17 protein-coding genes and 1 tRNA gene are annotated in these 14278 nt (G+C 66.7%); 4 read left to right on the top strand and 14 right to left on the bottom strand.

Going from position 1 to position 14278, the window contains the following annotated elements; genetic code table 11:
- Positions 1–49 precede the first annotated feature (49 nt).
- The 3 genes from ABD024_RS02960 to rplM form a co-directional block, all read right to left on the bottom strand.
- A tRNA-Gln gene (locus tag ABD024_RS02960) sits at positions 50–124 on the bottom strand.
- Between the two features lie 13 nt (positions 125–137).
- Entirely contained in the window at positions 138–530 is a 393-nt protein-coding gene (gene rpsI / locus ABD024_RS02955) for a 30S ribosomal protein S9 (protein WP_214555787.1), read from the bottom strand.
- A 10-nt stretch (positions 531–540) separates the two neighbouring features.
- Positions 541–969, bottom strand: a complete 429-nt coding sequence (rplM, locus tag ABD024_RS02950) for a 50S ribosomal protein L13 (RefSeq protein WP_343849449.1) — start codon at positions 967–969, stop codon at positions 541–543.
- A 145-nt stretch (positions 970–1114) separates the two neighbouring features.
- Here rplM and ABD024_RS02945 point away from each other — a divergent pair, with 145 nt between their 5' ends.
- Together ABD024_RS02945 and coq7 are read left to right on the top strand one after the other, a co-directional pair.
- Complete coding sequence (locus ABD024_RS02945; protein ID WP_343849447.1) at positions 1115–1360, top strand: 4Fe-4S binding protein; 246 nt, start codon at positions 1115–1117, stop codon at positions 1358–1360.
- On the top strand, positions 1357–1998 hold the full coding sequence (coq7, locus tag ABD024_RS02940) for a 2-polyprenyl-3-methyl-6-methoxy-1,4-benzoquinone monooxygenase (RefSeq protein ID WP_343849445.1): 642 nt from the start codon (positions 1357–1359) through the stop codon (positions 1996–1998). Before ABD024_RS02945 ends, coq7 begins: the two co-directional genes overlap by 4 nt.
- Before the next feature lie 79 nt (positions 1999–2077).
- Here the strand turns inward: coq7 and speD are convergent, their stop codons facing one another.
- Positions 2078–2863, bottom strand: a complete 786-nt coding sequence (gene speD, locus ABD024_RS02935) for an adenosylmethionine decarboxylase (RefSeq protein WP_056387873.1) — start codon at positions 2861–2863, stop codon at positions 2078–2080.
- A gap of 289 nt (positions 2864–3152) precedes the next feature.
- On the opposite strand from speD, the gene crp reads away from it, so the two are divergent.
- Complete coding sequence (gene crp / locus ABD024_RS02930; RefSeq protein WP_056387876.1) at positions 3153–3854, top strand: cAMP-activated global transcriptional regulator CRP; 702 nt, start codon at positions 3153–3155, stop codon at positions 3852–3854.
- 92 nt (positions 3855–3946) lie between these two features.
- Positions 3947–4690 carry a sulfite exporter TauE/SafE family protein gene (locus ABD024_RS02925; protein WP_343849441.1) on the top strand — a complete coding sequence of 248 codons (744 nt, stop codon included), beginning with the start codon at positions 3947–3949 and terminating at the stop codon, positions 4688–4690.
- 17 nt (positions 4691–4707) lie between these two features.
- Here ABD024_RS02925 and ABD024_RS02920 read toward each other — a convergent pair whose 3' ends face one another.
- The 10 genes from ABD024_RS02920 to ABD024_RS02875 form a co-directional block, all read right to left on the bottom strand.
- Positions 4708–5400 (bottom strand): HAD family hydrolase, encoded by a 693-nt coding sequence (locus tag ABD024_RS02920; protein ID WP_343854446.1) that lies wholly within the window; start codon positions 5398–5400, stop codon positions 4708–4710.
- A gap of 5 nt (positions 5401–5405) precedes the next feature.
- Positions 5406–6200: an indole-3-glycerol phosphate synthase TrpC gene (gene trpC / locus ABD024_RS02915; protein ID WP_343849439.1), complete on the bottom strand. Its 795-nt coding sequence runs from the start codon at positions 6198–6200 to the stop codon at positions 5406–5408.
- An 89-nt stretch (positions 6201–6289) separates the two neighbouring features.
- A complete protein-coding gene (gene trpD / locus ABD024_RS02910; RefSeq protein WP_343849437.1) occupies positions 6290–7348 on the bottom strand; it encodes an anthranilate phosphoribosyltransferase in 1059 nt (352 codons plus the stop codon).
- Positions 7345–7941 (bottom strand): anthranilate synthase component II, encoded by a 597-nt coding sequence (locus ABD024_RS02905; protein WP_343849435.1) that lies wholly within the window; start codon positions 7939–7941, stop codon positions 7345–7347. Before ABD024_RS02905 ends, trpD begins: the two co-directional genes overlap by 4 nt.
- A 107-nt stretch (positions 7942–8048) precedes the next feature.
- Complete coding sequence (locus ABD024_RS02900; RefSeq protein WP_343849433.1) at positions 8049–9284, bottom strand: dicarboxylate/amino acid:cation symporter; 1236 nt, start codon at positions 9282–9284, stop codon at positions 8049–8051.
- The gene (locus ABD024_RS02895; protein ID WP_343849431.1) at positions 9281–10060 is read right to left on the bottom strand and encodes a L,D-transpeptidase family protein; all 780 of its coding nucleotides are present in this window, start codon (positions 10058–10060) and stop codon (positions 9281–9283) included. Before ABD024_RS02895 ends, ABD024_RS02900 begins: the two co-directional genes overlap by 4 nt.
- An 89-nt stretch (positions 10061–10149) precedes the next feature.
- Complete coding sequence (locus ABD024_RS02890) at positions 10150–11007, bottom strand: MurR/RpiR family transcriptional regulator (RefSeq protein ID WP_343849429.1); 858 nt, start codon at positions 11005–11007, stop codon at positions 10150–10152.
- On the bottom strand, positions 11007–12104 hold the full coding sequence (locus tag ABD024_RS02885) for a dipeptide epimerase (protein WP_343849427.1): 1098 nt from the start codon (positions 12102–12104) through the stop codon (positions 11007–11009). Before ABD024_RS02885 ends, ABD024_RS02890 begins: the two co-directional genes overlap by 1 nt.
- Positions 12105–12153: 49 nt before the next feature.
- The gene (locus ABD024_RS02880; protein WP_343849425.1) at positions 12154–13557 is read right to left on the bottom strand and encodes a C40 family peptidase; all 1404 of its coding nucleotides are present in this window, start codon (positions 13555–13557) and stop codon (positions 12154–12156) included.
- A gap of 26 nt (positions 13558–13583) precedes the next feature.
- Positions 13584–14278: DUF819 family protein (locus ABD024_RS02875; RefSeq protein ID WP_343849423.1), on the bottom strand; the 695-nt coding region annotated here is incomplete at its 5' end.

Here is a 14278-nt window from a genome sequence, read left to right as displayed (position 1 = left end):
GGCATTTGGCCGGGTCGTCACGCATCGCTGCGTGCGTCGGCATCTGGATTGGCAGCCCCGGATGGATTCGAACCACCGAATGCCTGAGTCAGAGTCAGGTGCCTTACCGCTTGGCGACGGGGCTAGGGTACGTAAGTTTAGCGCTTGGAGAACTGGGTGGCGCGACGTGCCTTGTGCAGACCGACCTTCTTGCGCTCGACCTCGCGGGCGTCGCGGGTCACGAAACCGGCCTTGCGCAGCGGCGACTTCAGGCTTTCGTCGTACTCGATCAGCGCACGGGCGATGCCCAGGCGGATCGCGCCGGCCTGACCGGTGATGCCGCCACCGGCAACCGTCACCTTGATGTCGAACTTGTCGGTGTTCTCGGTCAGCTCGAGCGGCTGGCGCACGATCATGCACGAGGTCTCGCGACCGAAAAATGCCTCGAGCGACTTGCCGTTGACCACGATTTCGCCCTTGCCCTTGCGCAGGAACACGCGGGCGGCGGAGGTCTTGCGGCGGCCGGTGCCGTAATTTTGCTGGATTGCCATGGTCATTTCCTTAGATCTCCAGCGCCTGCGGCTGCTGTGCGGTATGCGGATGCTCGGCACCGCCGTAGACCTTGAGCTTGCGATACATCTCGCGGCCTAGCGGGTTCTTCGGCAGCATGCCCTTGACGGCGATCTCGATCACGCGCTCCGGGTAGGTTGCCAGCAACTCCTTCAGACTGGTGGTCTTCAGGTTGCCGATATAGCCGGTGAAGCGGTGGTACTTCTTGTCGTCCAGCTTGGCACCGGTGACGTGAACCTTCTGCGCGTTGATCACCACGATATAATCGCCGGTGTCGCAGTGCGGGGTGTATTCCGGCTTGTGCTTGCCGCGCAGACGACGGGCAATTTCGGTCGACAGGCGACCGAGCGTCTTGTTCGTGGCATCGACCACGAACCAGTCGCGCTTGACGTTGTCGGCATTGGCGCTAAACGTTTTCATTTCAGAATACCTGTCTGCCGCCGTGAGGCGGTACGCATGATTCGAGTAAGCATGCTTCGATGGAACAAAGGCGCGAGATGATAGCGGAGCCGTCATCCACGGCGCAAGCCCACCGACCGGCGAGCTGTGAGCTGGCAATGATAGCATGACCACCATGCTGCTTGAAAAGTCCCCCCTGCGCGCGCCCGAGGGCCGCATCGCCGAGCTGGCCGATCAATGCGTGCAATGCGGGCTATGCCTGCCGGTCTGTCCCACCGCAACGAGGCGGAGTCGCCGCGCGGGCGCATCGCGATCGCCTCCGCACTGGCCCGCGGACTGGCCGACCCGGTACCCGCTGACCTTGCTGGCCCAACAACTCGAACAACCCTATTCGAATCAGGAAAGCCCATGACCGTGCGCACGCTGAGCCCCCTCGACCGCCTGCTGGCCGGCTGCGAACGCGCGCTGGAGGCAATCGCCGGTTCACCGCAAGCGCATCGGCCCTCCCCCGCCGTCGGCATCGCCGAAACGGACATGGACGATGCCGAGCGCCGCCACGCCGCCGGACTGATGCGGATCAACCACACCGGCGAGGTCTGTGCGCAGGCGCTGTACTTCGGCCAGGCCGCGCTGGCGCGCAACGCCGACAACCGCCAGCACCTGCTGCATGCCGCAGTCGAGGAGACCGATCACCTGGCCTGGTGCGCCGAACGCCTGCAGCAACTGGACAGCCGCCCGAGCCTGCTCAACCCGCTGTGGTACGCCGGCAGTTATGCGATCGGTGCGGCCGCCGCGCTGGCCGGCGATCCGGTCAGCCTCGGCTTCGTGGTCGAGACCGAACGCCAGGTGGAAGCCCACCTCGCCGAGCACCTGGAAAAGCTGCCCGCGCAGGACGAGCGCTCGCGCGCCGTGCTGACGCAGATGCAGTCGGACGAGATCCGCCACGCGCAGGCCGCGCAGCAACGCGGCGGCATCGAACTGCCGTTCCCGTTGCCGCAGCTGATGCACGCCAGCTCGATGCTGATGAAGACGGTGGCTTATCGCGTATAGGAGCGCACAAGGTGTGCTCCTGCGAGATCCATGCGATGGCACGACCCGGAAAAAAACCCGCCTTTCGGCGGGTTTTTCGTCACATCAGGTTGCGGCCGTGGAACAATTCCTCGATCTCGCGGCGCAGCAGCGACTCGATGCGCTGGCGCTCCTTGAACGAGAGGTCGTCGGCGTGCGACTCGAACAGGTAGGTGTCGAGGTCGAAGTCCTTGATGTGCATCTTCGTGTGGAACATGTTTTCCTGGTACACGTTGACGTCGAACATCTCGTACTTCTGGCGGATGTGCTTGGCCAGGTAGTCCTGCACCGAGTTGATCTTGTGGTCGATGAAGTGCTTCTTGCCCTTCACGTCGCGGGTGAAGCCGCGCACGCGGTAGTCGCACACCACGATGTCCGACTCGAAACTGTCGATCAGGTAGTTCAACGCCTTCAGCGGCGAGATCACGCCGCAGGTGGCCACGTCGATGTCGGCGCGGAAGGTGGCGATGCCGTTGTGCGGATGCGTTTCCGGGTAGGTGTGGACGGTGATGTGGCTCTTGTCCATGTGCGCGACCACCGCGCCGGCGATCGAGTCGCGGCCGAGCTTTTCGACCACCGGCTCCTCGGAGATCAGCATGGTCACCGAGGCACCCTGCGGATCGTAGTCCTGGCGCGCGATGTTCAGGATGTTCGCACCGATGATCTCGGCGACATCGGTGAGGATCTGGGTCAGGCGGTCGGCGTCGTACTGCTCATCGATGTACTCGATGTAGCGCCGGCGCTGGTCCTCGGACACCGCATAGCAGATGTCGTAGATATTGAAGCTCAACGCCTTGGTCAGGTTGTTGAAACCCTGCAGGCGCAGACGGGGAAGTGGTTTGACCACGGGCGGCTCTCCATGACCGGGTGTTCGGCCAGCAGTAGAGGCGGGTTAGCGACAAGGGTCCCCGCGGTATGGTGTGAAGCGCAGGCGCACAGCCTGCACGACCCTTGTGAACCGCATGTGGCAACCTTGCCGCATCCGGAAGACCGCGCAGTATGCGGCAAAAAGAAAAGAAATTGAACCTGCGGCAAGCGCTCAGGTTTGCCATAATGCCAAGCATGCAAGGATGGTTCAGCGACACGCATGGCGTGTGGCAACGACTGCCGCTGTAATGACAACCATTCTGTAGGGGATGATCGTGGCGCAACTTAAATACCAGCTCCAACAGGCTTTTGAACGTTCGCAGGCTCCGCTCGGCTTCGCACCCGACCCGGCCGCGATGGAACGCTTCCTGGCGCTGTGCCACCGCCGGCGCTACCCGGGCAAGACTGCGATCATCCGACCCGGCGACCCGGCCAACACCTTGTATTACGTGGTCGAGGGCTCGCTGGCGGTATGCACCGAGGACGAGCAGGGCCGCGAACTGATCCTTGCCTACATCAGCCGTGGCCAGTTCATCGGCGAGATGGGCCTGTTCGTGGAGCAGGCCCAGCGCGAGTCGATGGTCCGCACGCGCACCCCGTGCGAGATGGCCGAAGTCAGCTACGAGCGCTTGTTCCAGCTGATGGAAGGCCCGCTGCGCGAGGAATGCCCGAAGATCCTGTTCGCGATCGGCTCGCAGCTGACCAACCGCCTGCTGCGCACTTCGCGCCAAGTCAGCCGGATGGCCTTCATGGACGTCACCAACCGCATCTCGCGCACCCTGCTCGACCTGTGCCAGGAGCCGGATTCGATGACTCATCCGGACGGCACCCAGATCCGCATCTCGCGCCAGGAAGTGAGCCGCATCGTGGGCTGCTCGCGCGAGATGGTCGGCCGCGTGCTCAAGCAGCTGGAGGAGCAGCGCATGATCGACGTCTCCGGCAAGACCATCGTGGTGCGCGGTACGCGCTGATCCCGCGCGGGACTCACCCGTCGGCCATCTGACCCGGTTTTTTCACGAAGACGGGTCGAGGATGGCCTCCGCCATCGTCTGCGAGACAGCGCTTGGATTACGGACAGTTCTTCATTTTTGTCGGTGTCGGCCTGCTCGCCCAACTGGTCGATGGTGCGCTGGGCATGGCCTACGGGCTGGTCTCCAACTCGATCCTGCTGGCGCTGGGCCTGCCGCCGGCGGTGGCCAGCGCCACCGTGCATACCGCCGAGGTGTTCACCACCGGCGTTTCCGGCGCGGCGCACGCCTGGTTCGGCAACGTGCGCTGGAAACTGTTCTGGCAGCTGGCCATTCCCGGCGCGATCGGCGGCATTCTCGGCGCGACCTTCCTGGCCAACGTGCCGGGCGAGGCGATCCGGCCCTGGGTCAATGCCTACCTGCTGATCCTCGGCACGATGGTGCTGTTGCGCGCCTTCGGCAAGCGGCTGACCCGCCACCGGGTACAGCACAGTGGCGTGCTGGGCTTCTTCGCCGGGCTGCTCGACGCGATCGGCGGCGGCGGCTGGGGGCCGCTGGCCACCAGCACCTTGATCGCGCGCGGTGGCGGCGTGCGCAGCACGATCGGTTCGGTCAACGCGGCCGAGTTCGTGGTGACGATCTGCATCTCCGCCACCCTGGTCTGGCATGTCGGCGTCGGTCACTGGCCGATCGTGCTGGGCCTGATCACCGGCGGCGTGATCGCCGCGCCGTTCGCCGCCTGGCTGGTACGCCACCTGCCCGAGCAGGCCGTGATGGCCGCGGTGGGCAGCCTGATCGTACTGATCAGCCTGGGCCAGCTGGCGCATACGCTGCTGTAGGAGCTCACGCTCTTCTACTAGTACCACTCGACGCGGGTGACCGCGCGGCCCAGCGCCTTCTCGACCTTCTTGCACAGCGTGGGCGTGCCGTTGACCAGCACTGCCTCGGCGGCCAGCTTCAGCATCGCCGCGTCATACATGGAATCGCCGTACGCCACCTGCCACTCGCTGAGTCCGTGCCGGGCCAGCGACTGCACCTTGCGCCGGCCCACGTTGTGCCACAGCGGCCGCATGCCGAGCCAGCCGGGACGCAACTGCGAGGCCAGCACTTCCAGGTTGGTCAGCCCCAGCTGCTGCAGGATTCCGCTGACCAGGGTGTGCTCGCAGCCGGTCACCACGATCACCCGGTCGCCCTGCGCCTGGTGCCGGCGCAATGCCTGCAGGCCGTCGCGACAGAACTGCCTCGGCCGCCGTGCCAGGGTGGCGGCAAACGCGTTCGCGGCAGCCTGGTAACGCCGTTCGCCCAGCCCCAGCAGCGCGATACGCACCAGCAGACGCATCGGCAGACGGCGCGAGAACGGCAGCTGCAGCAACAGCAGCGGCGTGCTCAGCAGCGCCAGCGGGCCGCGCCACCACGAACGGCGGTAGCGCTCGCGCATGAACAGGTAGAACGAATCGCCGCAGATCAGCACGCCGTCGAAATCGAACAACACCACGCGCGGCGATACCGCATCCGCGCCCGCTGGCGCCACCGCTTCGCGCTCCGGCATCACGGTCACGGGATCGAGAACAATCGTCGCAACTCGGTGCCCGGGTCCTCGGCGCGCATGAACGCCTCGCCGACCAGGAACGCCTGGATGCCGCCTGCGCGCAGGCGCGCCACGTCTTCCGGCGTGTGGATGCCGGATTCGGCCACCAGGATGCGGTCGTACTCGATCAACCCCTGCAGCGTCAGCGACGTCTCCAGCGAGGTCTCGAAGTTGCGCAGGTTGCGGTTGTTCACGCCGATCAGAGGCACCGGCAACGCCATCGCGCGCTCCAGTTCCTCCTCGTCGTGCACCTCGCACAGCACGTCCATGTCGAGCTCCGCGGCCAGCAACGACAGCTGCAGCAGCACGTCGTCGTCCAGCGCCGAGACGATCAGCAGGACGCAGTCGGCACCGATCGCGCGCGCCTCGTACACCTGGTACGCGTCGATGATGAAATCTTTGCGCAGCACCGGCAGCGAACACGCCTCGCGCGCCTGCTGCAGGAACGCCTCGCTGCCCTGGAAGAAGTCACTGTCGGTCAGCACCGACAGGCAGGCCGCGCCGGCGGCCGCGTAGCTCCTCGCGATCGCGGCCGGGTCGAAATTCGTGCGGATCAGCCCCTTGCTCGGGCTGGCCTTCTTCACCTCGGCGATCACCGCCGGCAGACCGGCGTCGATCTTCGCCTCGATCGCCGCGGCGAAACCGCGGGTGCCGGGCAGGTCCGCGATGCGCGCGATCAGTTCGGCTTCCGGCAGTCGGGCCCGGCGTTCGGCAACTTCTTCCGCCTTGCGGGCAAGAATGCGATTGAGAATGTCAGTCATGGCATCTCACTGGTGGTGTAGGGGCGCATCCGATGCGCGACAAGGACGCCGGCACACCGGCTGCAGCAGCTTTGCGCACCATGTACGCCCTACCGCGAATTGGCAAGCCGTCGCGTGGCTGCCACGAAGGCCTGCATTTTCGCATGCGCGGCGCCGCTGGCAATCGCGGCACGGGCCAAGTCGATGCCGGCACCGATCGATCCGGCCACATCGGCCGTATACAGCGCCGCGCCGGCGTTCAGGCAGACGATGTCATGCGCCACGCCGTGGCGGCCCTGCAGCACCTCGAGCAGCATCGCCTTCGATTCGTCCGCATTTTCCACGCGCAGGTTGCGGCTGGACGCCATCGCCAGACCGAAATCCTCCGGTTCCACCTCGTACTCGCGCACCACGCCATCGCGCAGCTCGCCGACCAGGGTCGCCGCGCCCAGTGAGATCTCATCCAGCCCGTCGCGGCCCCACACCACCAGCGCATGCCGCGCGCCGAGCTGCTGCAGCGCGCGCACCTGGATGCCGACCAGATCGGGATGGAACACGCCCATCAGGATGTTCGGCGCACCGGCCGGATTGGTCAGCGGTCCCAGGATGTTGAACAGCGTGCGCACGCCCATTTCCCTGCGCACCGGCGCTACCACCTTCATTGCCGGATGATGGTTCGGCGCGAACATGAAGCCGATGTCGGTCTCGGCCATGCACGCGGCCACCTGCGCCGGCGCCAGCTCGATCGCCGCGCCGAGCGCCTCCAGCACGTCGGCGCTGCCGGACTTCGACGACACGCTGCGCCCGCCGTGCTTGGCGATGCGCGCGCCGGCTGCGGCCGCCACGAACATCGCCGTGGTGGAGATGTTGAAGCTGGACGAACCGTCGCCGCCGGTGCCGACGATGTCGACGAAGTGTGCGTGCGGCGGCGCATCCACCTTCGCCGACAGCTCGCGCATCACCCGCGCCGCGCCGGTGATCTCGCCCACGGTTTCCTTCTTCACGCGCAGGCCGGTGATGATCGCCGCCGTCATCAGCGGGCTCACCTCGCCGTTCATGATCTGGCGCATCAGCGCGATCATCTCGTCATGGAAGATCTCGCGGTGCTCGATCGTGCGCTGCAGGGCTTCCTGCGGCGTGATGGTGATCGCGCGCAGATGGTCGTTCATGCCGCCGCCCTCAGCGGCTGGCCCAGGAAATTGCGCAGCAGGTCGTGGCCGTGCTGGGTCAGGATCGACTCGGGATGGAACTGCACGCCCTCGACCGCCAGCGTCTTGTGGCGCAGCCCCATGATCTCGTCGATCGAGCCGTCCGGGTTTTCCGTCCACGCGGTGACTTCCAGGCAATCGGGCAGCGACGACTGCTCCACCACCAGCGAGTGGTAGCGCGTCGCCTCGAACGGATTCGGCAAGCCGGCAAACACGCCCTGCCCGCGGTGGATCACCGGCGAGGTCTTGCCGTGCATGATCTGCCTGGCGCGGATCACCTTGCCGCCGAACACCTGGCCGATCGCCTGGTGGCCCAGGCACACGCCGAACACCGGGATCTCGCCGGCCAGCTCGCGCAGCACGTCCAGCGACACGCCCGAATCATCCGGCGTGCCCGGCCCCGGCGAGATCATGATGTGCGATGGCCGCAGCGCGCGGATGCCGGCGACGTCCAGCGCATCGTTGCGCACCACCTTGACCGCCTGCCCCAACTCGCCCAGGTACTGCACGAGGTTGTAGGTGAAGCTGTCGTAGTTGTCGATCATCAGCAGCATGGCGCGCCTTGCGGAACATGGCGGCGCAGCGCGCCGGGCACGGCATTATAGCCGTGCCGTCCGCCCCGGTTCGCCAGCGGCGCAAGCCGCACCCGCCAGGCCTCCGCTCAGGTGGTATCGCGCCGCGATTGCCGCGTCACCACGCTGGTGGCGGTGAGGTCGCCGGTGACGTTGCCCAGCGTGGCCAGCGCGTCGGGGATGGTGTCGACCGCCAGCATCAGGCCCAGCGGGCTGAGCGGCAGGCCCATCGCCTGCGCCACCGGCAGGTTGGTGGCGATGAAGGTGACCTGGCCCGGCAGGCCGACCGAACCCAGGCTGATCACCACTGCCAGCAGCGCGCCGGCAAGCAGCTGCGCGGTGGACAGGTCGATGCCGTAGGCCCAGGCGATGAACACCGCCGAGGTCACGTACTGCACCGGACTGGTCAGGCGGAACAGGCTCACCGCCATCGGCAGCACCAGCGCGGCCACCTGCTTCGGGTAGCCGAGCCGGCGGTCGGCGCTTTCCAGCATCGCCGGCAGCGAGGCCAGCGACGACTGCGTGCTGATCGCCACCACCTGCGCCGGCACCAGCGCCAGCGCAAAGCGGCGCAGCCGTTCGCCGCCGAAGACCACCGCCAGCGGCAGCATCATCACGGTGACCGCCAGGTACAGCAGGCACTCGACCAGCACGTAGACGCCGAGTGCGCTGAGCATGCCCAGGCCCGAGCGAGCGCACACCGAAAGGATCAGCGCGAACACGCCCAGCGGCGCAATCCACAGCACCCAGCGCACGATCACGATCATCGCGTCGGCGATCGCCTGGAAGAATTCCATCAGCAGCGCGCGCCGCGCCGGCGCGATCCGGGTCAGCGCGAAACCGAGGAACAGCGCGAACACCACCAGTGGCAGCATCGCGCTCTGCGCGGCGGCCATGATCGCGTTATTCGGCACGATCGCCACCAACGTGTCGATCCAGTTCGGCGCCGCCTGCGCGGCCGCGGGCACGCTGGCGTGGTCGAGCGCCGTGATCAGCGCCGGGTTGTGCGGGAACAGCGAGAACACCAGCGGCGCGGCCAGCGCCGCGAACAGCGCGCCGCCGGTCAGCACCACGATGAACACCACGATCGCGCGTCGCGCGATGCGGCCCGAGGCGGCCGCGTCGGTGGCGGTGTTGACGCCCACCACCACCAGCGCCAGCACCAGCGGCACCACGGTCATCTGCAGCGCGTTCAGCCACAGCTTGCCGATCGGCTGCGCCACGTTCGCCACCTGCAGCGCCATGGTTTCGTTCCAGCCGGCCAGCAGCAGGCCGATCAGCGCGCCGGTGGCCAGTCCCACCAGGACCCGGGTGGTCGCACTCATTGCGCAGCATCCGCGGAGGCCAGCGCCGGCAGTTGCCAGTCCGCACGCAAACGCTCGTATTCGGCCTGCGGCAGCAGCACGAAGACCGGATGCTGTTGTGGCTTCAGCCAGGCCAGCAGCGATTCCATCACTGCCGGCGTCATCGCAGTGCAGCCGGCGGTGGCGTCGCTGGGCGACTTCCACAGGTGCGCGAAGATGCAGCTGCCGCCCTGCGGTGCCGCCTGCGCGTTGTGCTCGATCACGAAGCCGAGCCGGTAGCCCTGGTCGCCGTTCACGTGCAGGTCGCGCCGCATCGGTTCGCTGGAACCCTTCACGGCGTCGGCGCCGACCACGTTGGCGTCGACGATGCGGTTGTACTGCGCCGCACCGCTGACATCCATGCAGTAATCGGTGGCGGTGAGCGCGCGATACGGCAGCGCGGTGGCCGCATGCGCGGCATAGCCGAACGCCTCGCCGATGCGGAACACACCGGCCGGGCTGCGGTTGTCGCCTTCGCGCTTGAGCGGCCCGTCATGCTGCGGCGCGTTCAGGCCCAGCCCCCAGCCGGCGCCGTTCTTGCCGATGGTTACCGGCGTGGCGGCGCGCACTTCACGCCAACCGTCGCCGTCGCGCGCAAACGTGCGCAGGGTGCCGTGATTCACGTTCCAGCCGGCGGTGGTGACCAGCACCAGCTGGCGGGCGTCGTGCCAAGGCGTGGCCGCCGCGCCGGCATGCGCGGCGCCGGCAAGCGTGATGGCAAACGTCAGCAGGGCAAGGGTGCGGCGGCGAACAGTCATCAGCTTTTCATCCGGTAGTTGAACGTCACGCGACAAGTGTGGGAATCCGCCTGGAGTGTTGCTCCTGTCTCGATTCCCGATTTCCGTGGTTACGGCTCCAGCATCAGCTGGATGCGGTCGAGGTTGGCCAGCAGCTGCGCGTGACGATCGTCGTGGTCTTCGCACAGTTGCACGAACACGCCGTCGAGCAGGTGCTGCAGCGCCGACTGGTACAGCAGCGGCTGGATGTACGGCAGCTCGTCGTGCGCCGACACCACCAGGGAGAGGTCGGCCAGCGCGCGCAACGGGTTCGCGGTGTGCCGCGTCACCGTGATCACCTGGCCGCGGCGCTCGCGGAAGTAGCGGCTGATCTTGCACAGCGCCGGATGGTTGCCATGCTCGGAAAACACCAGCAGCACGTCGCCGGCGCTGGCCGCGGAGACGTTCGCGGTCATCCGCGCGGTGTCGAAGTTGTGCACGGTGAGGATGCCCAGCAGCGACAGCTTCAGCGCGAAGCCGCGTGCATGGATGTCGTCCTCGCCCAGCCCGATGATGAACACCTTGCCGGCACGGCCGGCCTGCTCGATCGCGTCGGCCACGGCGTGGAGGGTTTCCGGCGGATTGATCAGCCGGGTCGCCTCCTCGGCTTCGGACTTGCGCCGCCACAGGTTGCCGGCGGACGCGCCGCCGCCCTCGCCGCCGCTCGCCGCTGCGACCTGCGGCGTGTCGCCGTTGTCGGCGCGGGCGATCGCTTCGCCGACCGAATACTTCAGGTCCGGATAGCCCTTGAAGCCCAGCTTCTGGGTGAACTTGACCACGCTGGACTGGCTGATCCCCAGCGCGTTGGCCAGTTGCTGCGAGGAGTAGTCGCGCAGCAACTGCGCGTTCTCCAGGATGAAGTCGGCGATGCGCCGCTCCACTGCCGACATCTGGTCGCGTTCCGAACGGATTTTGACCAGTGGCGACATCAGGCTTCGATCCTCTCCAATCCGCGGATCTCGCGGATGCCCAGTCCAGGCGCGTCCGTCACCGAGATTTCCGACTCGTTGAAGATTACCCCACCGTCGACCGGATTGAACTGGCACAGCGACGGCCCGTCCAGGTCGATCTTGGTGATCACGTTCGACTTCGCCACCGCCACGTGCACCGCCGCCGCCACGCTGATGCTGGTCTCCAGCATGCAGCCGATCATGCATTCGATGCCGTGCATCGCGGCGATGTCGGCGATGCGGATCGCGTTGGAGATGCCGCCGGTCTTCATGAGTTTGATGTTGATGATGTCGGCCGCGCGCAGGCGGATCAGCTCGATCACTTCCATCGGGCCGAACACGCTCTCATCGGCCATCACCGGGGTGTGCACGCGTTCGGTGACGTAGCGCATGCCGGCCAGGTCGCGCGCCTTCACCGGCTGCTCGATCAGCTCCAGCTTGATGCCGGCCTCCTCCAGCGTCTGCAGCGCGTACACCGCCTGCTTGGCGGTCCAGCCCTGGTTCGCGTCCAGCCGCAGCAGCGCGCGCCCTTCCACCGCCGCGTAGATCGCCTTGACCCGCTCGATGTCGACGCCGATGTCCTTGCCGACCTTGATCTTCAGCGATTCGAAGCCGCGTTCCACCGCGGAAACCGAATCGGCCACCATCTTGTCGATGTAATCCACGCTGATGGTGATGTCGGTGGTGATCACCGGGTCGCCGCCGCCGAGCAGCTTGTACAGCGGCGCGTTGTAGAGCTGACCCCACAGGTCGTAGATCGCGATCTCCACCGCCGCCTTGGCGCTGGTGTTCTTCTCCATCGAGGACTGGATCAGCTGGGTGATGTGATTGAGGTTGGCGATGTCCTGGCCGATCAACCGCGGCGAGATGTAGTGGCGGATCGCGTCGATGATCGAGCCGTGGGTATCGCCGGTGATTACCGCGGTGGCCGGCGCCTCGCCATAACCGACCGAACCCTCGTCGGTATGCACCATCACCACGATGTCCTCCACCGTGTTGACCGTGCGCAGCGCCGTCTTGAACGGGGTCTTCAGCGGCACCCGCAGCATGCCGAACTGGATGTCGGTGATTTTCATGGGCAAACCTTCATGGAATCTGTGTCCTTTTTTCTTGGTACAGGCGTGCTCACTGACGAATGCGCACGATGCTGGTCATGCGGTCGACATAGCTTTGCTTGTCGTTGAACAGCATCGGCAGCAGCGGCGTCACCGACACCGCATTGAGCCTGACCCGCGCCTTGCTGCCGTCGGCCTTGCGGTAACTCATGCCGCCCGCGTCGTGGATCACGTACGGCTGGCCGTGCAGCTGGCCGATCACCATCATCACGTGGCCGGGGATGTAGACCAGGTCGCCCACCTGCAACGCCCGCGCGGCCTTGAGGCGCTCCTCGCGGCTGTCCTTCGCGGTGAACGCGCGATGCTCCAGTGCCGGGCTGATCGCCTGCCTGCTGGTGTTGCGCGGCATCTGCACGCCCATGCTGCGGTACACGTCGGAAACGAAGCCGCTGCAGTCGCGGCCGTCATAGGCGTGACCCCAGCCATAGCGCTCGCCGAGGAACTTGAACGCCTGGCGGATGATGTTGGCGCGGGTCAGCGGCAGGTAGTCGGCGGCGGTATCGGTGTTCTTCTGCAGCAGCGCCGGGCTGAACCCCAGCGAGCCGTCGGCCTGGCGCAGCGGCAACTCGATCACGTGCGCGGCGTACGGCGTCTGGCCGTTGACCGGCTGATCCGGCGACAGCTTGGTCACCACCGGCACGCGCGTCCCCATGTCCAGCGGCAGCTGCGATACCGCCGGCTGCTCGCGGGTGAACACGGTGCGCTCGACGGCGCCGGTGACCACCCGGTACGGCGTCTTGTCGGCGTAGCCGAACACTTCGGTCGCGCTGCCTTCGGCGACATCATTCTTGTCGATCCACGCCGCGTAGCGCGGGCTGACCACGAACAGCCACTGGCCGTCGGCGCTGGCGTGCACGATCGCCACCGGCGTGCCGGGAAACTCGGCGCTTTCCTGGAAGCGGTCGATGTCGGTGTCGCCCTTCTCGCTGAACACTCGCAGCGTGGTCGGGAACGTGCGCAACGCGGCGCGGCGCACCACCAGGCCGTAGCGCGTCGGCTGCTGTGCGGGAATCGCATCGAGCGCGAGGTTGCCGACCACGGCATCCAGCGTTGCGGCCGGCACCGGACGGCCGTCGACGTCGAACAGCGGACGGTCCGGCCGCTCGGACAGCGCCGTGATCCAGCCGGCAACCTGCTCGCGGCTCAAGGTTTTCGGCAGCGCGCGCAGGTCGTACATCGACGGATCGAGCTGCAGCAGCTTCGCGTTCTGCGCCTCGATCGCGGCGCGGTCGAGGATCACCTGATCGGGTTTGGCTTGCAGGCCGACCCAGAACGCGGGGGTGAGCTGCGCCTCGCCGACGCCGAGCACGCCGGACGGCGGCACGGTCAACGCAGCGTTCGCCTCGCGCGCCTGCGACGGTGCGCCGGCGAAGGCGAGCGCAAGCACGGTAACGGCAAGCAGGGGAAGTCGCATCGTCTTGGTCCTATGTTGAAACCGCATCAGGTAGTCGCCAGCGTGGACAGGATCGTCGCCACCAGCAGGCCGAAACCGGTGCCCAGGATGTAGCCGAGCAGGGCCAGCAGGATACCGACCGGCACCAGTGCAGCCGAATAGCTGGCCGCCAGGATCGGCGTGGCGGCCACGCCGCCAATATGCGCCAGCGAAGAGATCCCGCACAGGTACAGGTCGAAGCGGAACAGCTTGGCGCAGCCGATCAGCAGCACCGCGTGGATCGCGATGATGGTGACGCCGCACAGCAGGTACAGCGGGGCCGCCGCGATGCCCTGGAAGTTGCTCTGCGAGGCCAGCACCGCCACCACGCTTATCAACATCGCGCTGGAGATCGTGCTGGCGCCGGGGAACTCCGCCAGTGGCGTGTGCGCCACCACCAGGCCCAAGCCGGTGGCCAGCAGGATCGTCCAGGTGGTCGCGCTGATCATGCCGGAAACCGGCAGCCAGCCGGCCAGCCAGCCCGACAGCGCCGCCACCGCCAGCGCCATGCCCAACCACAACAGCACGCTGTCGTAGGTGGTCGGCGCCTTGGCCTTCACCGGCGCCAGCGGAATGTCGCCGCTGGATTTCGCCCGGGTCCAGCGGTTGAACGCCGGTGCCAGTCGCGCCACCGAGAACAGCACCACCACCCACATCGAGTAACCCAGCGCATCGGTCAGCAGCGACATTGCCAGGTACGTGT

This window comes from Rhodanobacter soli, assembly GCF_039523495.1.
Classification (GTDB): domain Bacteria; phylum Pseudomonadota; class Gammaproteobacteria; order Xanthomonadales; family Rhodanobacteraceae; genus Rhodanobacter; species Rhodanobacter soli.
This window is presented reverse-complemented; position numbering and strand designations above follow the sequence as displayed.